This window comes from Rahnella sp. WP5, from assembly GCF_000745615.1.
GTDB classification, from domain to species: domain Bacteria; phylum Pseudomonadota; class Gammaproteobacteria; order Enterobacterales; family Enterobacteriaceae; genus Rahnella; species Rahnella aceris.
Genome location: NZ_JQJR01000021.1, coordinates 1 through 22,682, shown reverse-complemented (window position 1 = coordinate 22,682; position 22,682 = coordinate 1). Strand labels below are relative to the sequence as shown.

Below are 22,682 nucleotides of genomic sequence, written 5' to 3'. Positions count from 1 at the left end.
AGAACAATGGCAATTGTTAAATGTAAACCTACATCTCCGGGTCGTCGCCACGTTGTTAAAGTGGTTAACCCTGAGCTGCACAAGGGTAAACCTTATGCTCCGCTGCTTGAAAAACTGAGCAAAAGCGGTGGCCGTAACAACAATGGCCGTATCACCACCCGTCATATCGGTGGTGGCCACAAACAGCATTATCGTCTGGTTGACTTCAAACGCAACAAAGATGGTATCGCTGCAGTGGTTGAGCGTCTGGAGTACGATCCGAACCGTTCCGCGAATATCGCGCTGGTTCTGTACAAAGACGGCGAACGCCGTTATATCCTGGCGCCGAAAGGCCTGAAAGTGGGTGACCAGATCCAATCTGGTGTTGATGCTGCAATCAAGACAGGTAACACCCTGCCTATGCGCAACATCCCAGTAGGTTCAACGGTTCATAACGTAGAAATGAAACCAGGTAAAGGCGGCCAGATGGCTCGCTCAGCCGGTGCCTACGTTCAGATCGTTGCTCGTGACGGTTCCTACGTAACTCTGCGTCTGCGCTCTGGCGAAATGCGTAAAGTTCAAGTTGATTGCCGCGCCACCTTAGGTGAAGTCGGTAACTCTGAACATATGCTTCGCGTTCTGGGTAAAGCAGGTGCTGCTCGTTGGCGTGGTATTCGTCCTACCGTTCGCGGTACTGCGATGAACCCAGTCGATCACCCACACGGTGGTGGTGAAGGTCGTAACTTTGGTAAGCACCCGGTAACTCCATGGGGCGTTCAAACCAAAGGTAAGAAGACCCGTAGCAACAAGCGTACTGATAAATTCATTGTACGTCGCCGTAGCAAAAAATAATTAGAGGATAAGCCATGCCACGTTCTCTCAAGAAAGGTCCTTTTATTGACCTGCACTTGCTGAAGAAGGTAGAGAAAGCGGTGGAAAGCGGTGACAAGAAGCCTTTGCGCACTTGGTCCCGTCGTTCAACGATCTTTCCTAACATGATCGGTTTGACCATCGCTGTCCATAATGGTCGTCAGCACGTACCAGTATTTGTTTCCGATGAAATGGTCGGTCACAAACTGGGTGAATTCGCGCCGACTCGTACTTATCGCGGCCATGCGGCTGATAAAAAAGCTAAAAAGCGCTAAGGTAGGAGGAAGAGATGGAAACTATCGCTAAACATCGCCACGCTCGTTCTTCTGCTCAGAAGGTTCGCCTTGTTGCTGACCTGATTCGCGGTAAGAAAGTGTCGCAAGCTCTGGAAACTCTGGCCTATACCAACAAGAAAGCTGCTGGTCTGGTTAAGAAGGTACTGGAGTCTGCCATTGCTAACGCAGAACACAACGATGGCGCTGACATCGATGATCTGAAAGTCACGAAGATTTTCGTAGACGAAGGCCCAAGCATGAAGCGCATTATGCCGCGTGCTAAAGGTCGTGCAGATCGCATTCTGAAGCGCACCAGCCACATTACTGTGGTTGTGTCCGATCGCTGAGACTCTGGAGACTAGCAATGGGTCAGAAAGTACATCCTAATGGTATTCGACTGGGTATTGTCAAACCTTGGAACTCTACTTGGTATGCAAATACCAAAGATTTCGCTGACAACCTGGACGGCGACTTTAAAGTTCGTCAGTTCCTAACTAAGGAATTGGCGAAAGCTTCCGTTTCTCGCATCGTTATCGAGCGTCCAGCGAAGAGCATCCGTGTGACTATTCACACTGCTCGTCCTGGCATCGTTATCGGCAAGAAAGGCGAAGATGTCGAAAAACTGCGTAAGGTCGTAGCGGATATCGCTGGCGTTCCTGCGCAGATTAACATCGCCGAAGTCCGTAAACCGGAACTGGACGCAAAATTGGTTGCTGACAGCATCACTTCACAGCTGGAACGTCGTGTTATGTTCCGTCGTGCTATGAAGCGTGCAGTACAGAACGCAATGCGTCTTGGCGCTAAAGGTATCAAAGTTGAAGTAAGCGGCCGTCTTGGCGGTGCTGAAATCGCGCGTACTGAATGGTACCGTGAAGGTCGTGTTCCGTTGCACACTCTGCGTGCGGATATCGATTACAACACATCTGAAGCGCACACCACTTACGGTGTAATCGGCGTTAAGGTATGGATCTTCAAAGGTGAGATCCTGGGTGGTATGGCTGCAGTTGAACAACCGGAACCGGCTGCTCAACCTAAAAAGCAGCAGCGTAAAGGCCGCAAGTAAGGAGAGTCGCTGATGTTACAACCAAAGCGTACAAAATTCCGTAAGGTGCACAAGGGCCGCAACCGTGGTCTTGCGCAAGGTACGGATGTGAGCTTCGGCACTTACGGTCTGAAAGCTGTTGGCCGTGGTCGTCTGACTGCTCGTCAAATTGAAGCAGCACGTCGTGCGATGACCCGTGCAGTTAAGCGTCAAGGTAAGATCTGGATCCGAGTATTCCCGGACAAACCGATCACCGAGAAACCGCTCGAAGTTCGTATGGGTAAAGGTAAAGGCAACGTAGAGTATTGGGTTGCTTTGATCCAGCCTGGTAAAGTCCTGTACGAAATGGACGGTGTGCCTGAAGAGCTGGCTCGTGAAGCCTTCCAGCTGGCAGCAGCCAAACTGCCTATCAAAACCACCTTTGTAACTAAGACGGTGATGTAATGAAAGCACAAGAGCTGCGCGAAAAAAGCGTGGAAGAGCTGAACACTGAGTTGCTGAACCTTTTGCGTGAGCAGTTTAACCTGCGCATGCAAACGGCAAGCGGCCAGTTGCAGCAAACACACCTGTTGAAGCAAGTGCGTCGTGATGTAGCACGTGTGAAAACTTTACTGACTGAAAAGGCGGGTGCGTAATGACTGACAAGATCCGTACTCTGCAGGGTCGTGTAATCAGTAACAAAATGGAAAAATCCATTGTTGTTGCGATTGAGCGCGTGGTGAAACACCCGATTTACGGTAAGTTCATCAAACGTACGACTAAATTGCACGTACATGACGAGAACAATGAATGTGGTATCGGCGACGTTGTGGAAATCAGCGAATGCCGTCCACTGTCTAAGACTAAGTCTTGGACCTTGGTTCGCGTTGTAGAGAAAGCGATTCTGTAATACAGTAGCGCCTCTCAAAAATAGATAAACGGCTCATGTACGTGGGCCGTTTATTTTTTCTACCCATAATCGGGAACCGGTGTTATAATGCCGCGCCCTCATATTGTGGGGATTTCTTAACGACCTATCCTGGGTCCTAAAGTTGTAGTTGACATTAGCGGAGCACTAACATGATCCAAGAACAGACTATGCTGACCGTGGCCGACAACTCCGGTGCACGTCGCGTAATGTGTATCAAGGTTCTAGGTGGCTCGCACCGTCGCTACGCAGGCGTCGGCGACATCATCAAAATTACCATCAAGGAAGCAATTCCTCGCGGTAAGGTGAAGAAAGGCGATGTGCTGAAGGCGGTAGTGGTGCGCACCAAGAAGGGTGTTCGTCGCCCGGACGGTTCTGTCATTCGCTTCGATGGTAATGCATGCGTTATTTTAAACAATAACAGCGAGCAGCCAATCGGCACGCGTATTTTTGGGCCGGTAACTCGTGAACTGCGTAATGAGAAGTTCATGAAAATTATCTCTCTGGCACCAGAAGTACTCTAAGGAGCGAACCATGGCAGCGAAAATCCGTCGTGATGACGAAGTTATCCTGCTTACCGGTAAAGATAAAGGTAAGCGCGGTAAAGTAAAAAATGTACTGTCTTCTGGCAAAGTCATTGTTGAAGGTATCAACCTGGTTAAGAAACATCAGAAGCCTGTACCGGCCCTGAACCAACCAGGCGGCATCGTTGAAAAAGAAGCTGCAATTCCGGTTTCTAACGTTGCTCTCTTCAACACGGCTACTGGTAAGGCGGACCGTGTAGGCTTTAGATTTGAAGATGGCAAAAAAGTCCGTTTCTTCAAATCTAACAGCGTAACTATCAAGTAATTTGGAGTAGTACGATGGCGAAACTGCATGATTACTACAAAGACGATGTCGTAAAAAAACTCATGGCTGAGTTTGGTTACAATTCTGTCATGCAAGTCCCTCGGGTCGAGAAGATCACCCTGAACATGGGTGTTGGTGAAGCGATCGCTGACAAGAAACTGCTGGATAACGCAGCAGCTGACCTGGCAGCAATCTCCGGTCAAAAACCGTTGATCACCAAAGCACGCAAATCAGTTGCAGGCTTCAAAATTCGTCAGGGCTATCCGATCGGCTGTAAAGTAACCCTCCGCGGCGAACGCATGTGGGAGTTCTTTGAGCGTCTGGTCTCCATTGCTGTTCCACGTATTCGTGACTTCCGCGGCTTGTCTGCTAAGTCTTTCGATGGTCGTGGTAACTACAGCATGGGCGTGCGTGAACAGATCATCTTCCCGGAAATCGATTATGATAAAGTCGATCGCGTTCGTGGTTTAGATATTACTATCACCACTACTGCGAAATCCGATGATGAAGGCCGTGCATTGCTGACAGCCTTTAACTTCCCGTTCCGCAAGTAAGGCAGGGTTACTAATGGCTAAGCAATCCATGAAAGCACGCGAAGTCGTTCGCGTAAAACTGGCTGATAAATACCGCGCTAAACGCGAGGAATTGAAAGCTATTATCTCTGGTGTGAACTCATCCGACGAAGATCGTTGGGATGCAGTTCTTAAGCTGCAGTCTCTGCCGCGTGATTCCAGCCCGTCTCGTCAGCGTAACCGCTGCCGTCAAACTGGTCGTCCGCATGCTTTCCTGCGGAAGTTCGGGTTGAGCCGTATTAAGGTCCGTGAAGCCGCTATGCGCGGTGAAATTCCGGGTCTTAAGAAGGCTAGCTGGTAATTGTCACCAATTGAATCACGGGAGTAAAGACAGATGAGCATGCAAGATCCGATCGCGGATATGCTGACCCGTATCCGTAACGGTCAAGCCGCGAACAAAGTTGCGGTCACCATGCCTTCCTCCAAGCTGAAAGTGGCTATTGCCAACGTGCTGAAGGAAGAAGGCTACATTGAAGAATTTAAAATCGAAGGCGACGCTAAGCCTGAACTGGAATTAGTACTGAAGTACTTCCAGGGCAAGGCAGTGGTAGAAAGCATTCAACGTATCAGCCGTCCAGGCCTGCGCATCTACAAGAAAAAAGATGAGCTGCCAAAAGTTATGGCCGGTATGGGTATCGCTGTTATTTCTACCTCTAAAGGTGTTATGACCGATCGTGCAGCTCGCCAGGCTGGTCTTGGTGGCGAGATTATCTGCTACGTAGCTTAATTGGGAGGAAAGAATGTCTCGTGTTGCAAAAGCACCCGTCGTCATTCCTGCCGGCGTAGAGGTAAAACTCAACGGTCAGGTTATTTCGATTAAGGGTAAAAACGGCGAGCTGTCACGTACTATCCATGACGCTGTTGTAGTTAAGCAGGAAGAAAATACACTGACTTTCGCTCCACGCGAAGGCGCTGTAGACGGTTGGGCCCAAGCGGGTACCACTCGTGCACTGTTGAACTCTATGGTTGTAGGTGTTACCGACGGCTTCACTAAAAAGCTTCAACTGGTAGGTGTTGGTTATCGTGCTGCTGTTAAAGGCAACGTGGTGAATTTAGCCTTAGGCTTCTCTCACCCGGTCGATCATCAACTGCCGGAAGGCATCACTGCAGAATGTCCGACCCAAACTGAAATCGTGCTGAAAGGCGCTGATAAACAGGTTATCGGTCAGGTTGCTGCGGATTTACGTGCCTACCGTCGTCCTGAGCCTTATAAAGGCAAGGGTGTCCGTTACGCCGACGAAGTCGTGCGTACCAAAGAGGCTAAGAAGAAGTAAGGTAACACTATGGATAAGAAATCTGCTCGTATCCGTCGTGCGACCCGCGCACGCCGCAAGCTCAAAGAATTGGGTGCGACTCGTCTGGTGGTACATCGTACCCCGCGTCATATTTACGCACAGGTTATCGCACCAAACGGTTCTGAAGTAATAGTTGCTGCATCTACTGTAGAAAAAACTATCACTGAGCAACTGAAGTATACCGGCAACAAAGATGCTGCCACTGCTGTAGGTAAAGCTATCGCAGAACGCGCATTGGAAAAAGGGATTACGAAAGTATCCTTTGACCGTTCCGGTTTCCAATATCATGGTCGAGTCCAGGCACTGGCAGATGCTGCCCGTGAAGCTGGCCTTCAGTTCTAAGGAAGAGGTTTAAGATGGCTCACATCGAAAAACAAGCTGGCGAACTGCAGGAAAAGCTGATCGCGGTAAACCGCGTATCTAAAACCGTAAAAGGTGGCCGTATCTTCAGCTTTACCGCACTGACAGTCGTTGGTGATGGTAACGGTCGCGTTGGTTTTGGCTACGGCAAAGCACGCGAAGTTCCGGCAGCGATCCAGAAAGCGATGGAAAAAGCCCGTCGCAACATGATGAATGTCGCGCTGAATAGCGGCACCCTGCAGCATCCTGTTAAAGGTGCTCATACGGGTTCCCGTGTGTTCATGCAGCCGGCTTCCGAAGGTACCGGTATTATCGCCGGTGGTGCAATGCGCGCCGTCCTGGAAGTTGCAGGGGTTCATAACGTATTGGCTAAAGCTTATGGTTCCACCAACCCGATCAACGTGGTTCGTGCAACTATCGATGCTTTGGCAAATATGAAATCCCCACAAATGGTCGCTGCCAAGCGTGGTAAATCCGTTGAAGAAATTCTGGGGTAATTAACCATGGCAAAGACTATTAAAGTTACACAAACTCGCAGTTCCATTGGCCGTCTGCCGAAGCATAAAGCTACTCTGCTGGGCCTGGGTCTGCGTCGTATTGGTCACACCGTTGAGCGCGAGGATACTCCTGCTGTACGCGGTATGATCAACCTGGTTTCCTACATGGTTAAGGTTGAGGAGTAAGAGATGCGTTTAAATACTCTGTCTCCGGCTGATGGTGCCAAACAAGCGCCAAGGCGTGTAGGTCGTGGTATTGGTTCTGGCCTGGGTAAAACCGGCGGTCGTGGTCACAAAGGTCAGAACTCACGTTCTGGTGGTGGCGTACGTCGTGGTTTTGAAGGTGGTCAGATGCCTTTATATCGTCGTTTGCCGAAATTCGGCTTCACCTCCCGCAAAGCTATGATCACGGCAGAAGTTCGTCTGTCTGAACTGGCTCTGGTGGAAGGCGACGTGATCGACCTGAACGCGCTGAAAGCCGCTAACGTGGTTGGTATCCAGATCGAGTTCGCGAAAGTAATCCTTTCTGGCGAAGTCGGTCGTGCGGTAACTCTGCGTGGTTTGCGTGTCACCAAAGGCGCTCGTGTTGCTATCGAAGCTGCTGGCGGTAAAATTGAGGAATAAGTAGCAGATGGCTAAGCAACCGGGATTAGATTTTCAAAGTGCCAAGGGTGGACTAGGCGAACTGAAGCGCAGACTTTTGTTTGTTATCGGTGCGCTGATTGTTTTCCGTATCGGCTCTTTTATTCCGATCCCTGGTATTGATGCCACTGTACTTGCCAAATTGCTCGAGCAGCAAAGAGGTACCATCATTGAAATGTTTAATATGTTCTCTGGTGGTGCCCTTAGCCGTGCTTCAATCTTTGCTCTGGGGATCATGCCGTATATTTCGGCATCGATCATTATCCAGCTGTTAACGGTGGTTCATCCAGCGTTAGCTGAAATAAAGAAAGAAGGGGAGGCTGGCCGTCGTAAGATTAGCCAGTACACCCGTTACGGTACGCTGGTATTGGCAGTGTTTCAGTCAATCGGTATTGCAACCGGTCTGCCGAACATGCCTGGTATGCAGGGTCTGGTGTTAAATCCAGGCTTTGCGTTCTACTTTACTGCAGTTGTGAGCTTAGTGACCGGGACAATGTTCCTGATGTGGCTGGGGGAGCAGATTACTGAACGAGGTATCGGTAACGGTATTTCCATCATAATCTTTGCAGGTATCGTAGCGGGTCTCCCGCCAGCGATTGCCCATACTATCGAACAAGCTCGGCAAGGCGACCTGCACTTCCTCCTGTTGCTGTTGGTTGCAGTTTTAGTGTTTGCAGTGACTTTCTTTGTGGTGTTTGTTGAACGTGGTCAACGTCGTATCGTCGTTAACTATGCTAAGCGCCAACAAGGTCGTCGTGTCTATGCAGCACAGAGCACGCACTTACCGTTGAAAGTGAATATGGCCGGGGTTATCCCAGCGATCTTCGCTTCCAGCATTATTCTGTTCCCTGCCACGATTGCATCATGGTTTGGGGGTGGGACTGGTTGGAACTGGCTGACTACGATTTCGCTGTATTTGCAGCCTGGACAACCGCTTTATGTGTTACTCTATGCGACTGCAATCATCTTCTTCTGTTTCTTTTATACTGCGTTGGTTTTCAACCCGCGTGAGACAGCAGATAACCTGAAGAAGTCCGGTGCATTTGTACCAGGAATTCGTCCGGGAGAGCAAACGGCGAAGTACATCGATAAAGTAATGACTCGCTTAACCTTAATTGGTGCGATGTATATTACTTTCATCTGCCTTATCCCGGAGTTCATGCGTGACGCGATGAAAGTTCCATTCTACTTTGGTGGTACTTCTCTACTGATCGTAGTCGTCGTTATAATGGACTTTATGGCTCAAGTGCAAACTCTGATGATGTCAAGTCAGTATGAGTCTGCATTGAAGAAAGCAAACCTGAAAGGCTATAACCGCTAATCTGGTGAGTTTGCGAAGTTACGGAGAGTAAAAATGAAAGTTCGTGCTTCCGTCAAGAAATTATGTCGTAACTGCAAAATTGTTAAGCGTAACGGTGTCGTTCGCGTAATCTGCAGTGCAGAACCGAAGCATAAACAGCGTCAAGGCTGATTATCTCGCATATTTTTCTTGCAAAGTTGGGTTGAGCTGGCTAGATTAGCCAGCCAATCTTTTGTATGTAAGCAGCAATACTATTTGAGTATCCTGAAAACGGGCTTTTCAGAATGGTGTTGCCGTATATAAATAGTAGGAGTGCATAGTGGCCCGTATAGCAGGCATTAACATTCCTGATCAGAAACATACTGTAATCGCATTAACTTCGATCTACGGTATCGGCAAAACCCGCTCACAGTCTATCTGTGCTGCATCCGGTATTGCTGAAAATGTTAAGATCAGTGAGCTGTCTGAAGAGCAAATCGAAAAACTGCGTGACGAAGTTGCCAAGTTCATTGTTGAAGGTGATCTGCGTCGTGAAGTCACCCTGAGCATCAAGCGTCTTATGGACCTTGGGACTTATCGTGGTTTGCGTCATCGTCGTGGTCTTCCAGTACGCGGTCAGCGTACCAAGACTAACGCACGTACCCGTAAGGGTCCGCGTAAACCGATCAAGAAATAATCGGGGTGATTGAATAAATGGCAAAGGCACCTGTTCGTACACGTAAACGTGTAAGAAAACAAGTCTCTGACGGCGTGGCTCATATCCATGCTTCTTTCAACAACACCATTGTTACCATTACCGATCGTCAGGGTAATGCTTTGGGTTGGGCAACAGCTGGTGGTTCCGGTTTCCGTGGTTCTCGTAAATCCACTCCGTTCGCAGCTCAGGTTGCAGCAGAGCGCTGCGCTGACGCAGTGAAAGAATACGGTATCAAGAATCTGGAAGTTATGGTTAAAGGACCTGGTCCTGGTCGTGAGTCTACTATCCGCGCATTAAACGCGGCTGGTTTCCGCATCACTAATATTACTGATGTGACTCCTATCCCTCATAACGGTTGTCGTCCGCCGAAAAAGCGTCGCGTATAACGCTGCTTTTAGGTTTGTTGGAGAGAGAAAATGGCAAGATATTTGGGTCCTAAGCTCAAGCTTAGCCGTCGTGAGGGCACAGATTTATTCCTTAAATCTGGCGTTCGCGCGATCGATACCAAGTGTAAAATCGAACAAGCTCCTGGTCAGCATGGTGCGCGTAAGCCGCGTCTGTCTGACTACGGTGTACAGTTACGTGAAAAGCAAAAAGTTCGCCGTACTTACGGTGTTCTGGAGCGTCAGTTCCGTAACTATTATAAAGAAGCAGCACGCCTGAAAGGCAACACTGGTGAAAACCTGTTGCAACTGCTTGAAGGTCGTTTGGACAACGTCATTTATCGTATGGGCTTCGGCGCTACTCGTGCGGAATCCCGCCAGTTAGTTAGCCACAAAGCTATTATGGTAAACGGTCGCGTTGTTAACATCGCTTCTTATCAGGTATCTCCGAATGACGTTGTCAGCATCCGTGAGAAAGCTAAAAAGCAATCTCGCGTGAAGGCCGCTTTGGAGTTGGCTGAACAGCGTGAAAAGCCGACTTGGCTTGAAGTTGATGCTGCTAAGATGGAAGGTGTGTTCAAGCGTATGCCTGAACGTACTGATCTGTCTTCCGACATTAACGAACACCTGATCGTCGAGCTTTACTCCAAGTAAAGCTTAGTACCAAAGAGAGGACACAATGCAGGGTTCTGTGACAGAGTTTCTAAAACCGCGCCTGGTAGATATCGAGCAAGTCAGTTCGACGCACGCCAAGGTGACCCTTGAGCCTTTAGAACGTGGCTTTGGCCATACTTTAGGCAACGCACTGCGCCGTATTCTGCTTTCATCCATGCCGGGTTGCGCGGTGACCGAGGTTGAGATTGATGGTGTACTGCATGAGTACAGCACCAAAGAAGGCGTACAGGAAGATATCCTGGAGATCCTGCTCAACCTGAAAGGGCTGGCGGTGAGAGTTCAAGGGAAAGATGAAGTTATTCTTACCCTGAATAAGTCTGGCATTGGCCCTGTGACTGCAGCCGACATTACCCATGATGGTGATGTCGAAATCGTCAAGCCGCAACATGTCATCTGCCACCTGACCGATGAGAACGCTGCAATTAGCATGCGTATCAAAGTTCAGCGCGGTCGTGGTTATGTGCCGGCGTCTGCCCGAATTCATTCGGAAGAAGATGAGCGCCCAATTGGTCGTCTGTTAGTAGATGCATGCTACAGCCCTGTAGAGCGAATTGCCTACAATGTTGAGGCAGCGCGTGTAGAACAGCGTACTGATTTGGACAAGCTGGTTATCGAAATGGAAACCAACGGTACGATCGATCCTGAAGAGGCGATCCGTCGTGCGGCAACCATTCTTGCTGAACAACTTGAAGCTTTCGTTGATTTACGTGATGTACGTCAACCGGAAGTCAAAGAAGAGAAGCCGGAATTCGATCCAATCCTGCTGCGCCCTGTTGACGATCTGGAATTGACTGTCCGCTCTGCTAACTGCCTTAAGGCAGAAGCAATCCACTACATCGGTGATCTGGTACAGCGTACCGAGGTTGAGTTACTTAAAACACCTAACCTGGGTAAAAAATCTCTTACTGAGATCAAAGACGTACTTGCTTCCCGTGGTTTGTCTCTGGGCATGCGCCTGGAAAACTGGCCACCAGCAAGTATTGCTGACGAGTAACCGGATCACAGGTTAAGGTTTTACTGAGAAGGATAAGGTCATGCGCCATCGTAAGAGTGGTCGTCAACTGAACCGTAACAGCAGCCACCGACAGGCTATGTTCCGTAACATGGCCGGCTCTTTGGTTCGTCATGAGATCATCAAGACGACCCTGCCGAAAGCGAAAGAGCTGCGTCGCGTTGTTGAGCCGCTGATTACTCTTGCCAAGACAGACAATGTTGCAAATCGTCGTCTGGCATTCGCCCGTACTCGTGATAACGAGATCGTGGCAAAACTGTTTAATGAACTGGGCCCGCGTTTCGCGAGCCGTGCTGGTGGTTACACTCGTATTCTTAAGTGTGGCTTCCGTGCAGGCGACAATGCGCCGATGGCATACATCGAGCTCGTTGATCGTGCAGAGTCAAAAGCAGAAGTAGCAACTGCTGAATAATCTGTAGATGCATGAAAAAACCGGGCTTTTGCCCGGTTTTTTTACATCTAAAATTCACGTTTCTAAACCTTTTCTTCCCAGTTTTCACCATGCTAAATTCCACTCTCTTTTCCAGCGCGTCGCTTCCAGCTATGATCTAAGATGGCTCGTTCAATGTGACAAAGGCGAAATCATGTTTCTAATTGATCAGTGGGTTGAAAAGCACATCAAAGATGCTCAGGAAAAGGGTGAATTTGATAACCTTCCTGGAAATGGCCGTCCCCTTATCATGGATGACGAGAGCGCAGTTCCGGAGGAGCTCAGAACGTCCTATCGTATCTTGAAAAATGCAGGCTATTTGCCGCCTGAGTTGCAGGATCGAAAAGAGGCGATCGATTTGGATCATCTACTGAACATGTTAGACAGTGATGATCCAAAGTTTCTTCCCGCAGAAAAGCGTCTGAAGGTTTTACAAATGCGTTTACAGCAGGCAGGTATGAACACTGACTTTCTTCGGGGGCATTACAAAAATGCACTGAAGGATAAATTGAGAGGGAAATAGACATGTATAAAATTGGTGAACTTGCCAGGCTGGCCAGCGTGTCCACAGATACTATTCGTTACTATGAAAAGCAGGGAATGATGGGAACGGGCACACGTAATACATCAGGTTATCGGCAATATGATGAAAGCGATGTGCAGCGCTTACGCTTCATCCGCTATGCCAAATCTACAGGTTTTACGCTTGATGCAATCAAGGAGTTACTTTCTATTCGAATCGATCCTTTGCATCATACTTGTCAGGAGTCAAAGTCTATTGTGGATGAACGACTCGCAGAGGTTGAGCTTAAATTAAAGGAGCTTAATCAGATGCGTGAATCCCTGCAAAGATTGAGTGCCGCTTGTTGTGGCTCCTCACATACGAGCGTAAGTTGCTCTATTTTAGAAGCATTAGAGGATGGAGCGGGTAAAGTAGCTTGAATGTTCTGGTCGTATAATAGCCACTTTCATAGTCAGGATTATAGCAGTATGATGTGTGCGCATTTTGTTCACTACTATTAATCATATCGAGGTTTTATGAGCCATTATAAGCATCAAAAAGGCATCATTCAGAATAACGCGTTACAAGCGCTTCTTCATGATCCACTGTTCAAACAGCGTGTTGAGAAAAATCAAAAAGGGAAAGGGAGCTACCGTCGCAAAGAGAAAAATGGGAAGGGGAGTTATCTGGAGGGCAGTGTTGAGTGTTCGTTTGAGTATTCAACACTGCCCTTCTAATCAGTCTAAGCAGAATTACAGTTTCGGTGCCTGCTGCTCTTTCAGCAAATCACGAATTTCCGCTAACAGAGCTTCTTCCGCTGTTGGTTTAGGTGGTGCAGCGGGCTTATCTTCCTGCTTACGACGCATTTTATTCATCAAGGTAATTGCGCAGAATATGGCCAGTGCAACAATGATGAAATCAAACACGTTCTGAATGAATACCCCGTAATGCATGACTACTGCGGGTGCTGCTCCCTGGGCCTCCCTGAGGACAAAAGCAAACTGCTTAAAATCAACTCCGCCAATCAGCAAGCCTAGCGGTGGCATAATAATATCAGCGACAAATGACGATACTATTTTGCCAAAAGCGGCGCCGATGATAACACCGACTGCCAGGTCGACCACGTTGCCGCGCATGGCAAACTCACGAAACTCTTTCATAAAACTCATAAATACTACTCCTTGGCAAATTCATCAAATATGTCAAACCAAGTAAAGACCATTTGCAGGGTCTTCGCTACAAAACTTCTCATCTGAAACTCAATTAACGCTAAATTCGATTAACAAAAGGTGCAATTTATAAGAAGAATGGGCTTGGCTGGAACAGCCGTTCAACATCCCTGACAAACTTCTTATCGGTAATAAACATCACAACATGGTCACCCTGTTGGATCCTGCTGGTGCCGTTGGCAATAATAACCTCATTACCGCGCACAATAGCCCCAATCGTTGTACCTGGTGGCAGTTTGATTTGTTCCACGGTACGACCCACAACTTTTGATGTTGTCTCATCGCCATGTGCAATTGCTTCAATGGCTTCCGCGACACCGCGCCTCAGCGATGAAACACTGACGATGTCTGCTTTTCTGACGTGTCCAAGCAACGCTGAAATCGTTGCCTGCTGAGGCGAAATTGCAATATCGATGACGCTGCCCTGCACCAAATCGACATATGCACTGCGCTGGATGAGAACCATCGCCTTTTTCGCGCCCATCCTCTTGGCCAGCATTGCGGACATGATGTTCGCTTCATCATCATTGGTAATAGCGATGAATACATCCACTTGTTCAATATGCTCTTCAGCCAGCAATTCCTGATCCGAGGCATCACCGTAGAAGACAATCGTATCTTGCAATATCTCTGCAAGCTCTGCGGCTCGCTGCTGATCCCGCTCGATGAGTTTTACGCTGTAATTCTTCTCAAGCCGTTGTGCAAGCCCCGCCCCGACATTGCCGCCACCTACGATCATGATTCGTTTATAAGGTTTTTCGAGCCTCTGAAGCTCGCTCATGACTGCACGGATATGCTGAGAAGCGGCCACAAAGAATACTTCATCACCGGCTTCGATAATGGTTGAACCCTGGGGGCGAATAGGACGATCCTGGCGGAAAATGGCTGCAACCCGCGTTTCAATGTGCGGCATGTGTTCACGCATTGAAGAGAGTGCATTACCGACTAAAGGCCCACCGTAATAGGCTTTTACCGCCGCAATACTGACTTTGCCTTCTGCGAAATTCACCACCTGTAGTGCACCCGGATACTCAATGAGTTTGTAGATATAATCCGTGACCAGTTGCTCCGGAGAAATCAGGTGGTCGATAGGCACGGCTTCCGGATGGAAAAGTTTTTCAGATTCACGGATATATTCAGTTGAACGGATACGGGCAATGCGGTTTGGTGTGTTAAACAGTGAATAGGCAATCTGGCAGGCGACCATATTAGTTTCATCGGAATTCGTCACAGCTACCAGCATATCTGCATCTTCGGCGCCGGCTTCGCGAAGTACACGAGGGTGAGAACCGTGCCCCTGGACTACACGCAGGTCAAACTTATCCTGAAGCTGACGCAGCCGGATGGTATTCGTGTCGACAACCGTGATGTCGTTGTTTTCACCTACCAGGTTTTCGGCAAGTGTTCCGCCAACTTGCCCGGCCCCGAGAATGATTATTTTCATATGACTCTCTGCTTTGCCTCGAAGGTATTAGCCTGAGTAAACAGCACTAATACGAGATATTCAGCTTTTAACAAGTTTAGCGTAATAGAATCCATCGCCATCTTCAGGATGTGGAAGATTCTGTCGGCCCGGTTTTTCCATCGTTCCGGTTTCAACCAGCGTAGCATCCTGATGTGATTCGAGGAATGAGGCTATTTGCTGGCAGTTTTCATCCGGCAAAATCGAACAGGTGGCGTACACCATGATCCCTTTACTTTTTAGCCGTGGCCAGACGGCATCAAGAATTTCTTTTTGGAGGCTGGCGAGTTCGGCAATATCGCTGTCCCTGCGCAGCCATTTGATGTCAGGATGCCGGCGGATAACGCCCGTCGCTGAACAGGGGGCATCGAGAAGAATGCGGTCGAAAATGCGATCACCTGCCCAAATCTGCGGCTCGCGCCCATCGCCTTGCTTCACTTCCGCGCTGAGTTTCAAACGCTGAAGGTTTTCATGAACACGTTTCAAACGTTGCTCATCCACATCAACAGCGAGAACATGCGCTTTAGGTGCAGCTTCCAGAATATGGGTAGTTTTCCCGCCCGGCGCGCAACATAAGTCGAGGATCAATTCGCCATTCTGTGGATCCAGCAGATCAACACTGCCTTGTGCCGAAGCATCCTGAACGGTGACCCAGCCTTCTGTGAATCCCGGAAGAAGGTTTACCTGACATGGCGTGTTCAGCCGTAATGCATCGCGGTATTCCGGATGCGGAACTGCTTCGATGTGTACTTCGTTTAACAGGTGTAGGTACTCGTCGCGTGTGTGATGCAGCCTGTTGACGCGCAGCCACATCGGCGGCCTTTGATTATTGGCATCAACGATACTTTCCCAGTCAGTGGGGTAAGCTTTTTTCAGGCGGTTAAGAAGCCAGCTCGGGTGGAGATGGCGGCTGTCATTGTTGGCCATGCGTTGAAGCAATTCTTCCTGCTGCCGCTGAAACTGACGCAACACGCCGTTGATCAGACCTTTTAGCTGAGGGCGTTTTAGCGCAACGGCACCGTCAACAGTTTCAGCCAGTACGGCGTGTGCCGGAATCCGGGTATGGATCAGCTGATACAGACCCACCATCAGTAAGTAATGCAATGTTCTTTGCTTACCAGTGAGAGGTTTTGCCATCAGTTGCTGCAAGCACCATTCCAACTGTGGGAGGACGCGAAGCGTACCAAAGCACAGCTCCTGAAGGAGTCCGCGATCTTTTTCTGAGACGTTTTTCTGCAGACCAGGAAGAACAGTGGACAGGGATAATCCTTTGTCCAAAACCTGGCTGATGGCTTGAGCAGCAATGCTACGGAGATTATAGGCTGTTTTCATAGTCAAAAAAGCTGACCGGAGCCAGCATTATCAAAGAGATAAGGCCCGACGAAATATCGGGCGTAGTCGTTATGGTCAGGCTAAACGCGTGCCTTCGATAAACCATTCGCGACGAGAGTTCAGCAAATCCTGTGCGGACATTGCTTTTTTACCTGAGGGTTGTAACTGGGTGATGTTCAGGATGCCATCGGATGTTGCAATCTGAATACCCTTTTTGTCGGCAGCAACAATAGTCCCGGGTGCAGCGCTGCTTTTTCCTGACAGACATTCAGCCTGCCAGACTTTCACAGGCTGATCATCAATCATAAAGAAGCTGACGGGCCATGGGTTAAATGCACGAATACAGCGTTCAAGTTGTTCGGCCGATAGATTCCAGTCTAAGCGGGCTTCTTCCTTGCTGAGTTTCTCAGCGTAGGTTACGTGCTCTTCGCTTTGAACTTCAGGTTTTGCTGAGCCGTTCGCCAACTGCTGTAATGTTTCAAGCATACCCTGTGGGCCCAGCTCAGCCAGCTTGTTGTAAAGCGATGCGCTGGTATCCTCGGGGAGAATGTCACATTCTACTTTGTGCAGCATATCGCCGGTATCAAGGCCGACATCCATCTGCATGATGGTGATACCTGTTTTTGTATCACCTGCCCAAAGAGATCGCTGAATCGGTGCTGCGCCACGCCAACGTGGCAATAATGAGCCATGCACATTGATGCAGCCCAATTTCGGCATATCAAGCACGGCTTTTGGCAGGATCAAACCATAAGCAACGACTACCATAATGTCCGCCTTAAGCGCGGAAACCAGAGACTGATTCTCTTCCGGGCGCAAGGATTTAGGCTGGAAAACCGGGATGTCGTGGGTTTGAGCCAGAACTTTAACCGGACTTGCGGTAAGTTTATTACCGCGGCCAGCAGGGCGATCGGGCTGAGTGAAAACACCGACAACCTGATTTTCTGATGATAAAAGCGCGTCAAGATGACGCGCTGCAAAGTCCGGAGTACCGGCAAATATGATTCGCAAAGCAGTGTCCTGTGTTACACGAATATTAGTCAGCCCGTGCGTTCAGCTTGGCCATTTTTTCCATTTTCTGGCGAATACGCTGACGTTTCAACGGAGACAAGTAATCCACGAATAATTTACCTACCAGATGATCCATTTCATGCTGGATACAAATTGCCAGCAGGTCATCGGCTTCAAGCTCGAAGGTTTTACCGTCACGGTCAAGCGCGCGGATTTTTACTTTTTCAGCACGCGGCACCAGCGCCCGTTGATCAGGGATCGACAGACAGCCTTCTTCAATCCCTGTTTCGCCGCTCTTTTCCAGCAATTCAGGGTTGATGAGAACCAGACGCTCGTCGCGGTTTTCAGAGACATCAATCACGATGATACGCTGATGAATATCGACCTGAGTTGCAGCAAGGCCAATGCCTTCCTCTGCATACATGGTTTCAAACATATCATCCACGATCTGCTGGATTTCAGCATTAACTTCTTTGACCGGTTTTGCCGTTATGCGAAGCCGCTCGTCTGGGAAATGTAATATCTGTAATACGGACATATTTTTCTGGATCTTTATTCAATTGATTGAAGATATATAGACTCTATTCTAGACATTTCCTGCCCAGATTGACAGCATCCTCTGCCAATTGTATCAGTCGCTGAAAGGCCTTGAGAAGGGAATGGATAATGACATTACAGGAAGCATGGATACGTTTGTCGGTGGTAAAACGCCTCGATCCTCATCACGCTATGGGGATCATTCAGACCTTATTCTGCCGGGGCATTTATTCGTCCTCAGAATTAGCAAACAGTGGGCTTCTCCCAGAACAAATAGCCGATTTTCAGCATATTAATCAGCGCTGGTTAGTTGAATCATTGAAATGGCTGGAAGGAGAGAATTGTCATCTTATTACTTTTGGTAGCGAGTTTTATTCCCCGCTGTTAGCACAAATATCCTCCCCGCCTCTGATTTTGTTCGCAGAAGGAGCCGCTGAATTACTGCTATCCCCGCAAATAGCGATGGTGGGAAGCCGCGATTACTCACATTATGGCGAACAATATGCACACGTATTTGCAGGGGGGCTGGTCAGCAGTGGTTTTACCGTGACAAGCGGTCTGGCAATGGGAATTGATGGAATCAGCCATAAGGCAACACTAGAAGCTCAGGGTAAGACGATTGCTGTGTTGGGAAGCGGACTGATGAAGCGCTACCCACCCTGTCATCTGAAGCTCGCAGATCGCATCCTCGAGCAGGGAGGAGCTCTGGTTTCAGAACATCTGGTGACGGCGCCGCCTTTAGCTGCCCACTTTCCCCGCCGTAACCGGGTTATCAGCGGGTTGAGTGCGGGTGTACTTGTTATCGAAGCCACGCTGCGCAGCGGCTCATTGATTACTGCACGCTATGCACTGGAGCAAGGAAGGGAAGTGTTCGCGTTGCCAGGCCCGCTGGGAAGTGCAACCTGCGAAGGAACACACTGGCTTATTCAGCAGGGTGCTTATCTGGTGACTGAGCCCAATGATATCGCCGAACATATAGGGAGCGGGCTGACCTGGTTTCCAAATATCAAAGCGTCAGAATCCTTGAAAATGCCTCCGGATAGTCACTCTGATGCGCCAGAGGTGAATATTTGTGCGCCAGATAGCGAAGTTGAATTGCCATTTGCTGATGTGTTGGCTAACGTAGAATATGAGGTGACATCTGTTGACGTCGTCGCCGAACGTGCCGGCCAACCTGTGCCAGAAGTTGTAGGTAAACTACTCGAACTGGAGTTAGCAGGATGGATCGCAGCTGTACCCGGCGGCTATGTCCGAATTAAGAGGGCAAGCCATGTTCGACGTACTAATGTACTTATTTGAAACTTACATTCACAACGAAGCGGAGATGAATGTTGACGAGGATAGGTTAACGGATGACTTGGCCGAGGCTGGTTTTCACCGGGCTGATATTCACAATGCGCTGAATTGGCTTGAAAAACTTGCGGACATGCAAGAGGGTGGAACCCCATCTTATATGCTGGATTCTGATCCTTCAGCATTACGTGTGTATACCGATGAGGAAACGAGTCGGTTAGATAGCAGTTGTCGTGGTTTTTTGCTGTTTCTGGAACAAATCAAAGTATTGAATTTCGATACCAGAGAGATGGTTATCGATCGTGTTATGGCTCTGGACACTGAAGAATTCGATCTTGAGGATCTGAAGTGGGTCGTGCTGATGGTTCTGTTTAATATTCCCGGATATGAAAGAGCGTATCAGCAAATGGAAGAGCTATTATTTGAAGTTAATGAAGGTTATCTGCACTAAGAGATAACAGGTAAAACGTAACATATGACAAAAGCAGCACTTTTTGCTGATAAGCAAAATGGATCCTGTCCAGCATGTGGGGCCGATTTGGTGATCCGTAGTGGTCGCCACGGCCCCTTTCTCAGTTGTTCATCCTACCCGCAATGTCAGTATGTTCGTCCCCTGAAATCACAGGCGGATGGGCATATTGTGAAAATCCTGGAAGGACAGGCATGCCCTAAATGTGACTCCACTTTGGTGCTGCGGCAGGGGCGTTACGGCATGTTTATTGGTTGCAGTCAGTATCCTGAATGCGATCATATTGAAGCTATCGATAAACCTGAAGAAACTACTCTGGGCTGCCCGCAATGTGGAAAGGGTCATCTGTTACAGCGCAAATCACGTTTTGGCAAAGTATTCCACGCCTGTGATCGTTACCCGGAATGTCAGTTTGCCATCAATAATAAGCCAGTTGCAGGAGAATGTGTTCATTGCCATTACCCATTGTTGATGGAAAAGAAAACGGCTCAGGGGATTAAGTTATTCTGTGCCAGTAAATTGTGCGGCAAAGCCGTAGAAATAAAAGATAACGAACAAGATGAATAAAGAGACAGAAAAATCATTGAGTGCAGTGCTTGAGGCGCTTCACGGACAGCATGTTATTGCTTATCCAACGGAAGCGGTTTTCGGGTTGGGGTGTGACCCAGATAGCGAACAAGCCGTCGAGGCATTGCTGGCGCTGAAAAAACGTCCAAAAGATAAAGGACTCATTCTGATTGCTGACAATTATCAGCAGCTCCTTCCTTATATTGATGACTCATCTTTAACGGAGCAACAGCTTGCGCATGTCGTTTCATTCTGGCCAGGCCCCGTTACCTGGGTTATGCCTGCAAAACCCTCGACACCTGATTGGCTTACCGGCCGTTTCACTTCGCTGGCGGTGCGTGTCACAGACCATCCTCTGGTAAAAGAACTCTGCCAAAAATTTGGAAAACCACTGGTTTCAACCAGTGCGAACCTGAACGGGCAACCTCCTTGCCGTTTGTCTGAAGAAGTCAGGCTTCAGTTTGGGAAAGATTTTCCCGTTCTGGATGGCGATGTGGGAGGAAGAGATAATCCATCTGAAATTCGGGATGCCCTCACTGGCAACCTTATTCGTCAAGGTTAACAAATGAAAGTCACGCCATCTTTTGCGGTATTTGGGAATCCGATCGGCCATAGCAAATCCCCTCGCATTCATGCGCTTTTCGCCCGTCAGACGGGGATCGACCATACATATGGCACGGTTCTGGCCCCGCAAGAAGCGTTTGAAGAGACGCTGCGTTCCTTTTTTGAAAACGGAGCACTGGGGGCAAATATTACAGTACCTTTTAAAGAGCGCGCTTTTGCTGAGTCAGATGAGCTGACCGAGCGGGCTGCCATGTCCGGTGCTGTGAATACGCTTAAAAAGTTCGAAGATGGGCGATTGCTTGGGGATAACACCGACGGCATCGGCATGTTGAATGATCTTGAACGGCTGGCGCTTTTAAAGCGAGGGGACCGGGTTCTTCTGATTGGCGCCGGTGGCGCTGCGCGTGGGGTGATACTTCCTTTACTGTACTACGGCTGCCCGGTTGTTGTTACTAACCGGACGTTTGAACGCGCACAGCACCTGAGCCATATTTTCGAAAAGAAAGGGGATATCCGGGCTATTGCTTTGGCCGATCTGGCTGATGAATCTTTCGATCTGATCATTAATGCTACTGCATCGGGTATTAAAGGTCAGATCCCAGAGATCCCCGAAAGTGTGCTGACGACGCAGACCCGCGTCTACGACATGTTTTATCAGTCGGGTTTAACGCCTTTTATCACCTGGGCGAAAAATAATGGGGTAACTCATTATGCAGACGGGCTGGGGATGCTGGTGGGGCAGGCAGCGCACGCTTTTTATCTGTGGCATGGGGTGATGCCCCAAATAGAACCAGTGCTTGAGGAGCTAAAGAAAGACTTGCTGGGGTGATTGTGAAATGCCTGAACAATCAGATTTATTACTGTTCAGGCAGTACGCTTCTTATTGCTCCTGTGAAAGATAGAGATCTTTCCATGTCACATAATTATTAGAAGAGTATGTCAGTCCTGCGAGTTCATCAGAAGTCAGTTCTCGTATCTGCTTAACAGGACTTCCTAAATAGAGGTAGCCACTTTCGAGTGTTTTCCCAGGTGGAACCAGACTGCCTGCGCCAATCATGACATCGTCTTCGACGATAGCCCCGTCCAGCAGTATTGATCCCATTCCGACCAAAACTCTGTTTCCGATCGTGCAACCATGCAGCATCGCCTTATGCCCGACAGTGACGTCTTCCCCAATAATAAGAGGGTGCCCCTCGGGATTATGTCGTGACTGATGAGTCACATGGAGCACACTTCCATCCTGCACATTAGTCCGACAGCCGATAACCACATTATTCACATCACCACGTATTACAACCAGTGGCCAGATACTGACGTCATCAGCCATATCCACATCGCCAATCACCACGCTTGAGGGATCCACCATCACTCGTTCACCCAATGTTGGTGTTAATCCCTGATAAGAACGTAAAGTCTGAGACATCTGAAGTACCCCGTAAGTGAGTATTAATCTTGGCAATATAGTTCGGGTCGGGGGAAATACCAATTGAGGGGCGATAAGATCGGCGTTAAAAACAGCAGATCGGGTGAGATCTCTGCGAAGGGGTCGAAAAACACGCAGTCGATCCTTTTATTGGAAAAAAGGCTTGTGCAAAAAATTCGGATCCCTATAATGCCGCTCCATCGACAGGGAACAACGTGAACAACATCACGAAGTGACCGGGTCGGAAAGATTAAAAACAGCGGCAACCGGATAAAATAAACGGTTGACACTGAATGAGGAAAGCGTAATATACGCCACCTCGAGTTAGCAAGCGAAAGCGCGTAACTCACTGCTCTTTAACAATTTATCAGACAATCTGTGTGGGCACTCACAAGACGATATCAGCCACCTCGGTGGCAAAAAATATCAAGTCTTAGAGTGACCAAGCAGTAATTCATTTAGTTGAATTATTACGAAGTAATCTCTGAGCACCGCTTCACTTGTTGAA

38 protein-coding genes are annotated in these 22,682 nt (G+C 48.7%); 32 read left to right on the top strand and 6 right to left on the bottom strand.

Features of this window, described 5'->3' with window-relative positions; translation table 11 throughout:
* The first annotated feature begins 6 nt into the window (after window positions 1-6).
* From rplB to EX31_RS16000, 27 genes are all read left to right on the top strand, one after another.
* Window positions 7-831 (top strand): 50S ribosomal protein L2, encoded by an 825-nt coding sequence (gene rplB, locus EX31_RS16125; RefSeq protein ID WP_013573690.1) that lies wholly within the window; start codon window positions 7-9, stop codon window positions 829-831.
* 14 nt (window positions 832-845) lie between these two features.
* Window positions 846-1,124 carry a 30S ribosomal protein S19 gene (gene rpsS, locus EX31_RS16120; RefSeq protein WP_004929772.1) on the top strand — a complete coding sequence of 93 codons (279 nt, stop codon included), beginning with the start codon at window positions 846-848 and terminating at the stop codon, window positions 1,122-1,124.
* Window positions 1,125-1,138: 14 nt separating this feature from the next.
* Window positions 1,139-1,471 carry a 50S ribosomal protein L22 gene (gene rplV, locus EX31_RS16115; protein WP_004391423.1) on the top strand — a complete coding sequence of 111 codons (333 nt, stop codon included), beginning with the start codon at window positions 1,139-1,141 and terminating at the stop codon, window positions 1,469-1,471.
* Between the two features lie 17 nt (window positions 1,472-1,488).
* Window positions 1,489-2,187, top strand: a complete 699-nt coding sequence (gene rpsC / locus EX31_RS16110; RefSeq protein ID WP_013573691.1) for a 30S ribosomal protein S3 — start codon at window positions 1,489-1,491, stop codon at window positions 2,185-2,187.
* A gap of 12 nt (window positions 2,188-2,199) precedes the next feature.
* Entirely contained in the window at window positions 2,200-2,610 is a 411-nt protein-coding gene (rplP, locus tag EX31_RS16105; RefSeq protein WP_009639183.1) for a 50S ribosomal protein L16, read from the top strand.
* Window positions 2,610-2,801 carry a 50S ribosomal protein L29 gene (gene rpmC, locus EX31_RS16100; RefSeq protein ID WP_013573692.1) on the top strand — a complete coding sequence of 64 codons (192 nt, stop codon included), beginning with the start codon at window positions 2,610-2,612 and terminating at the stop codon, window positions 2,799-2,801. The genes rplP and rpmC overlap by 1 nt, the downstream gene beginning before the upstream one ends.
* A complete protein-coding gene (gene rpsQ / locus EX31_RS16095; RefSeq protein ID WP_013573693.1) occupies window positions 2,801-3,055 on the top strand; it encodes a 30S ribosomal protein S17 in 255 nt (84 codons plus the stop codon). Before rpmC ends, rpsQ begins: the two co-directional genes overlap by 1 nt.
* 170 nt (window positions 3,056-3,225) lie before the next feature.
* Window positions 3,226-3,597 carry a 50S ribosomal protein L14 gene (rplN, locus tag EX31_RS16090; protein WP_008457164.1) on the top strand — a complete coding sequence of 124 codons (372 nt, stop codon included), beginning with the start codon at window positions 3,226-3,228 and terminating at the stop codon, window positions 3,595-3,597.
* Window positions 3,598-3,607: 10 nt separating this feature from the next.
* Window positions 3,608-3,922 (top strand): 50S ribosomal protein L24, encoded by a 315-nt coding sequence (rplX, locus tag EX31_RS16085; protein WP_013573694.1) that lies wholly within the window; start codon window positions 3,608-3,610, stop codon window positions 3,920-3,922.
* A 14-nt stretch (window positions 3,923-3,936) separates the two neighbouring features.
* A complete protein-coding gene (gene rplE, locus EX31_RS16080) occupies window positions 3,937-4,476 on the top strand; it encodes a 50S ribosomal protein L5 (protein WP_013573695.1) in 540 nt (179 codons plus the stop codon).
* 13 nt (window positions 4,477-4,489) lie between these two features.
* Window positions 4,490-4,795: a 30S ribosomal protein S14 gene (gene rpsN, locus EX31_RS16075; protein WP_013573696.1), complete on the top strand. Its 306-nt coding sequence runs from the start codon at window positions 4,490-4,492 to the stop codon at window positions 4,793-4,795.
* A gap of 33 nt (window positions 4,796-4,828) precedes the next feature.
* Window positions 4,829-5,221, top strand: a complete 393-nt coding sequence (gene rpsH / locus EX31_RS16070; RefSeq protein ID WP_013573697.1) for a 30S ribosomal protein S8 — start codon at window positions 4,829-4,831, stop codon at window positions 5,219-5,221.
* Between the two features lie 13 nt (window positions 5,222-5,234).
* Window positions 5,235-5,768 carry a 50S ribosomal protein L6 gene (gene rplF / locus EX31_RS16065; RefSeq protein WP_013573698.1) on the top strand — a complete coding sequence of 178 codons (534 nt, stop codon included), beginning with the start codon at window positions 5,235-5,237 and terminating at the stop codon, window positions 5,766-5,768.
* Between the two features lie 9 nt (window positions 5,769-5,777).
* The gene (gene rplR, locus EX31_RS16060) at window positions 5,778-6,131 is read left to right on the top strand and encodes a 50S ribosomal protein L18 (RefSeq protein ID WP_013573699.1); all 354 of its coding nucleotides are present in this window, start codon (window positions 5,778-5,780) and stop codon (window positions 6,129-6,131) included.
* Window positions 6,132-6,145: 14 nt separating this feature from the next.
* Complete coding sequence (rpsE, locus tag EX31_RS16055) at window positions 6,146-6,646, top strand: 30S ribosomal protein S5 (protein ID WP_013573700.1); 501 nt, start codon at window positions 6,146-6,148, stop codon at window positions 6,644-6,646.
* A gap of 6 nt (window positions 6,647-6,652) precedes the next feature.
* Window positions 6,653-6,832: a 50S ribosomal protein L30 gene (rpmD, locus tag EX31_RS16050; protein ID WP_013573701.1), complete on the top strand. Its 180-nt coding sequence runs from the start codon at window positions 6,653-6,655 to the stop codon at window positions 6,830-6,832.
* A gap of 3 nt (window positions 6,833-6,835) precedes the next feature.
* On the top strand, window positions 6,836-7,270 hold the full coding sequence (gene rplO, locus EX31_RS16045; RefSeq protein WP_013573702.1) for a 50S ribosomal protein L15: 435 nt from the start codon (window positions 6,836-6,838) through the stop codon (window positions 7,268-7,270).
* Window positions 7,271-7,277: 7 nt separating this feature from the next.
* Window positions 7,278-8,609, top strand: a complete 1,332-nt coding sequence (secY, locus tag EX31_RS16040) for a preprotein translocase subunit SecY (protein WP_013573703.1) — start codon at window positions 7,278-7,280, stop codon at window positions 8,607-8,609.
* Window positions 8,610-8,642: 33 nt separating this feature from the next.
* Window positions 8,643-8,759, top strand: coding sequence for a 50S ribosomal protein L36 (rpmJ, locus tag EX31_RS25430; protein ID WP_002227352.1), 117 nt, complete (start codon window positions 8,643-8,645; stop codon window positions 8,757-8,759).
* Window positions 8,760-8,907: 148 nt separating this feature from the next.
* Window positions 8,908-9,264 (top strand): 30S ribosomal protein S13, encoded by a 357-nt coding sequence (gene rpsM, locus EX31_RS16035; RefSeq protein ID WP_013573704.1) that lies wholly within the window; start codon window positions 8,908-8,910, stop codon window positions 9,262-9,264.
* Window positions 9,265-9,281: 17 nt separating this feature from the next.
* A complete protein-coding gene (gene rpsK / locus EX31_RS16030; protein ID WP_004929731.1) occupies window positions 9,282-9,671 on the top strand; it encodes a 30S ribosomal protein S11 in 390 nt (129 codons plus the stop codon).
* A gap of 30 nt (window positions 9,672-9,701) precedes the next feature.
* The gene (rpsD, locus tag EX31_RS16025) at window positions 9,702-10,322 is read left to right on the top strand and encodes a 30S ribosomal protein S4 (RefSeq protein WP_013573705.1); all 621 of its coding nucleotides are present in this window, start codon (window positions 9,702-9,704) and stop codon (window positions 10,320-10,322) included.
* 25 nt (window positions 10,323-10,347) lie between these two features.
* On the top strand, window positions 10,348-11,337 hold the full coding sequence (rpoA, locus tag EX31_RS16020) for a DNA-directed RNA polymerase subunit alpha (RefSeq protein ID WP_002919219.1): 990 nt from the start codon (window positions 10,348-10,350) through the stop codon (window positions 11,335-11,337).
* 40 nt (window positions 11,338-11,377) lie between these two features.
* The gene (rplQ, locus tag EX31_RS16015) at window positions 11,378-11,767 is read left to right on the top strand and encodes a 50S ribosomal protein L17 (protein WP_013573706.1); all 390 of its coding nucleotides are present in this window, start codon (window positions 11,378-11,380) and stop codon (window positions 11,765-11,767) included.
* A gap of 172 nt (window positions 11,768-11,939) precedes the next feature.
* Window positions 11,940-12,308, top strand: a complete 369-nt coding sequence (locus tag EX31_RS16010; protein WP_037035604.1) for a DnaJ family domain-containing protein — start codon at window positions 11,940-11,942, stop codon at window positions 12,306-12,308.
* A gap of 2 nt (window positions 12,309-12,310) precedes the next feature.
* Window positions 12,311-12,727, top strand: coding sequence for a Zn(2+)-responsive transcriptional regulator (gene zntR / locus EX31_RS16005; RefSeq protein WP_013573708.1), 417 nt, complete (start codon window positions 12,311-12,313; stop codon window positions 12,725-12,727).
* A gap of 96 nt (window positions 12,728-12,823) precedes the next feature.
* Complete coding sequence (locus tag EX31_RS16000; RefSeq protein WP_037035586.1) at window positions 12,824-13,024, top strand: alternative ribosome-rescue factor A; 201 nt, start codon at window positions 12,824-12,826, stop codon at window positions 13,022-13,024.
* Between the two features lie 15 nt (window positions 13,025-13,039).
* Here EX31_RS16000 and mscL read toward each other — a convergent pair whose 3' ends face one another.
* The 5 genes from mscL to def form a co-directional block, all read right to left on the bottom strand.
* Window positions 13,040-13,456, bottom strand: coding sequence for a large-conductance mechanosensitive channel protein MscL (gene mscL / locus EX31_RS15995; RefSeq protein WP_037035585.1), 417 nt, complete (start codon window positions 13,454-13,456; stop codon window positions 13,040-13,042).
* 127 nt (window positions 13,457-13,583) lie between these two features.
* Entirely contained in the window at window positions 13,584-14,960 is a 1,377-nt protein-coding gene (gene trkA, locus EX31_RS15990) for a Trk system potassium transporter TrkA (protein ID WP_013573711.1), read from the bottom strand.
* 60 nt (window positions 14,961-15,020) lie between these two features.
* The gene (gene rsmB / locus EX31_RS15985) at window positions 15,021-16,310 is read right to left on the bottom strand and encodes a 16S rRNA (cytosine(967)-C(5))-methyltransferase RsmB (protein ID WP_037035584.1); all 1,290 of its coding nucleotides are present in this window, start codon (window positions 16,308-16,310) and stop codon (window positions 15,021-15,023) included.
* Between the two features lie 75 nt (window positions 16,311-16,385).
* Window positions 16,386-17,345: a methionyl-tRNA formyltransferase gene (gene fmt / locus EX31_RS15980; protein WP_197060735.1), complete on the bottom strand. Its 960-nt coding sequence runs from the start codon at window positions 17,343-17,345 to the stop codon at window positions 16,386-16,388.
* Window position 17,346: 1 nt separating this feature from the next.
* Window positions 17,347-17,859, bottom strand: coding sequence for a peptide deformylase (def, locus tag EX31_RS15975; RefSeq protein ID WP_013573714.1), 513 nt, complete (start codon window positions 17,857-17,859; stop codon window positions 17,347-17,349).
* A gap of 128 nt (window positions 17,860-17,987) precedes the next feature.
* On the opposite strand from def, the gene dprA reads away from it, so the two are divergent.
* From dprA to aroE, 5 genes are read left to right on the top strand one after another with little or no spacing between them, the layout of a single operon-like run.
* Entirely contained in the window at window positions 17,988-19,157 is a 1,170-nt protein-coding gene (dprA, locus tag EX31_RS15970) for a DNA-protecting protein DprA (RefSeq protein ID WP_037035581.1), read from the top strand.
* Entirely contained in the window at window positions 19,129-19,602 is a 474-nt protein-coding gene (locus EX31_RS15965) for a DUF494 family protein (protein ID WP_013573716.1), read from the top strand. Before dprA ends, EX31_RS15965 begins: the two co-directional genes overlap by 29 nt.
* A gap of 24 nt (window positions 19,603-19,626) precedes the next feature.
* A complete protein-coding gene (locus EX31_RS15960; RefSeq protein ID WP_037035580.1) occupies window positions 19,627-20,187 on the top strand; it encodes a DNA topoisomerase family protein in 561 nt (186 codons plus the stop codon).
* Window positions 20,180-20,749, top strand: a complete 570-nt coding sequence (gene tsaC, locus EX31_RS15955; RefSeq protein WP_037035579.1) for an L-threonylcarbamoyladenylate synthase type 1 TsaC — start codon at window positions 20,180-20,182, stop codon at window positions 20,747-20,749. Before EX31_RS15960 ends, tsaC begins: the two co-directional genes overlap by 8 nt.
* Before the next feature lie 3 nt (window positions 20,750-20,752).
* A complete protein-coding gene (gene aroE / locus EX31_RS15950) occupies window positions 20,753-21,580 on the top strand; it encodes a shikimate dehydrogenase (protein WP_013573719.1) in 828 nt (275 codons plus the stop codon).
* A 51-nt stretch (window positions 21,581-21,631) separates the two neighbouring features.
* On the opposite strand, the gene EX31_RS15945 is transcribed toward aroE, so the two are convergent.
* The gene (locus tag EX31_RS15945; protein WP_037035578.1) at window positions 21,632-22,174 is read right to left on the bottom strand and encodes a gamma carbonic anhydrase family protein; all 543 of its coding nucleotides are present in this window, start codon (window positions 22,172-22,174) and stop codon (window positions 21,632-21,634) included.
* Between the last annotated feature and the right edge of the window lie 508 nt (window positions 22,175-22,682).

Bases quoted from the DNA above. Each gene is read 5' to 3' on its own strand.
- rplF (WP_013573698.1), top strand. From the start codon at position 5,235: ATGTCTCGTGTTGCAAAAGCACCCGTCGTCATTCCTGCCGGCGTAGAG.
- dprA (WP_037035581.1), top strand. From the start codon at position 17,988: ATGACATTACAGGAAGCATGGATACGTTTGTCGGTGGTAAAACGCCTC.
- aroE (WP_013573719.1), top strand. From the start codon at position 20,753: ATGAAAGTCACGCCATCTTTTGCGGTATTTGGGAATCCGATCGGCCAT.
- rplV (WP_004391423.1), top strand. From the start codon at position 1,139: ATGGAAACTATCGCTAAACATCGCCACGCTCGTTCTTCTGCTCAGAAG.
- rpsN (WP_013573696.1), top strand. From the start codon at position 4,490: ATGGCTAAGCAATCCATGAAAGCACGCGAAGTCGTTCGCGTAAAACTG.
- trkA (WP_013573711.1), bottom strand. From the start codon at position 14,960: ATGAAAATAATCATTCTCGGGGCCGGGCAAGTTGGCGGAACACTTGCC.
- tsaC (WP_037035579.1), top strand. From the start codon at position 20,180: ATGAATAAAGAGACAGAAAAATCATTGAGTGCAGTGCTTGAGGCGCTT.
- EX31_RS15945 (WP_037035578.1), bottom strand. From the start codon at position 22,174: ATGTCTCAGACTTTACGTTCTTATCAGGGATTAACACCAACATTGGGT.
- rplX (WP_013573694.1), top strand. From the start codon at position 3,608: ATGGCAGCGAAAATCCGTCGTGATGACGAAGTTATCCTGCTTACCGGT.
- def (WP_013573714.1), bottom strand. From the start codon at position 17,859: ATGTCCGTATTACAGATATTACATTTCCCAGACGAGCGGCTTCGCATA.
- rpsD (WP_013573705.1), top strand. From the start codon at position 9,702: ATGGCAAGATATTTGGGTCCTAAGCTCAAGCTTAGCCGTCGTGAGGGC.
- rpmD (WP_013573701.1), top strand. From the start codon at position 6,653: ATGGCAAAGACTATTAAAGTTACACAAACTCGCAGTTCCATTGGCCGT.
- zntR (WP_013573708.1), top strand. From the start codon at position 12,311: ATGTATAAAATTGGTGAACTTGCCAGGCTGGCCAGCGTGTCCACAGAT.
- rpsK (WP_004929731.1), top strand. From the start codon at position 9,282: ATGGCAAAGGCACCTGTTCGTACACGTAAACGTGTAAGAAAACAAGTC.
- rsmB (WP_037035584.1), bottom strand. From the start codon at position 16,310: ATGAAAACAGCCTATAATCTCCGTAGCATTGCTGCTCAAGCCATCAGC.
- rpsE (WP_013573700.1), top strand. From the start codon at position 6,146: ATGGCTCACATCGAAAAACAAGCTGGCGAACTGCAGGAAAAGCTGATC.
- rplN (WP_008457164.1), top strand. From the start codon at position 3,226: ATGATCCAAGAACAGACTATGCTGACCGTGGCCGACAACTCCGGTGCA.
- rpmC (WP_013573692.1), top strand. From the start codon at position 2,610: ATGAAAGCACAAGAGCTGCGCGAAAAAAGCGTGGAAGAGCTGAACACT.
- rpsS (WP_004929772.1), top strand. From the start codon at position 846: ATGCCACGTTCTCTCAAGAAAGGTCCTTTTATTGACCTGCACTTGCTG.
- EX31_RS15960 (WP_037035580.1), top strand. From the start codon at position 19,627: ATGACAAAAGCAGCACTTTTTGCTGATAAGCAAAATGGATCCTGTCCA.
- rpsC (WP_013573691.1), top strand. From the start codon at position 1,489: ATGGGTCAGAAAGTACATCCTAATGGTATTCGACTGGGTATTGTCAAA.
- EX31_RS16000 (WP_037035586.1), top strand. From the start codon at position 12,824: ATGAGCCATTATAAGCATCAAAAAGGCATCATTCAGAATAACGCGTTA.
- rpsH (WP_013573697.1), top strand. From the start codon at position 4,829: ATGAGCATGCAAGATCCGATCGCGGATATGCTGACCCGTATCCGTAAC.
- rpmJ (WP_002227352.1), top strand. From the start codon at position 8,643: ATGAAAGTTCGTGCTTCCGTCAAGAAATTATGTCGTAACTGCAAAATT.
- rplR (WP_013573699.1), top strand. From the start codon at position 5,778: ATGGATAAGAAATCTGCTCGTATCCGTCGTGCGACCCGCGCACGCCGC.
- EX31_RS15965 (WP_013573716.1), top strand. From the start codon at position 19,129: ATGTTCGACGTACTAATGTACTTATTTGAAACTTACATTCACAACGAA.
- rpsQ (WP_013573693.1), top strand. From the start codon at position 2,801: ATGACTGACAAGATCCGTACTCTGCAGGGTCGTGTAATCAGTAACAAA.
- rplE (WP_013573695.1), top strand. From the start codon at position 3,937: ATGGCGAAACTGCATGATTACTACAAAGACGATGTCGTAAAAAAACTC.
- rpoA (WP_002919219.1), top strand. From the start codon at position 10,348: ATGCAGGGTTCTGTGACAGAGTTTCTAAAACCGCGCCTGGTAGATATC.
- rplP (WP_009639183.1), top strand. From the start codon at position 2,200: ATGTTACAACCAAAGCGTACAAAATTCCGTAAGGTGCACAAGGGCCGC.
- mscL (WP_037035585.1), bottom strand. From the start codon at position 13,456: ATGAGTTTTATGAAAGAGTTTCGTGAGTTTGCCATGCGCGGCAACGTG.
- rplB (WP_013573690.1), top strand. From the start codon at position 7: ATGGCAATTGTTAAATGTAAACCTACATCTCCGGGTCGTCGCCACGTT.
- rplQ (WP_013573706.1), top strand. From the start codon at position 11,378: ATGCGCCATCGTAAGAGTGGTCGTCAACTGAACCGTAACAGCAGCCAC.
- secY (WP_013573703.1), top strand. From the start codon at position 7,278: ATGGCTAAGCAACCGGGATTAGATTTTCAAAGTGCCAAGGGTGGACTA.
- EX31_RS16010 (WP_037035604.1), top strand. From the start codon at position 11,940: ATGTTTCTAATTGATCAGTGGGTTGAAAAGCACATCAAAGATGCTCAG.
- rplO (WP_013573702.1), top strand. From the start codon at position 6,836: ATGCGTTTAAATACTCTGTCTCCGGCTGATGGTGCCAAACAAGCGCCA.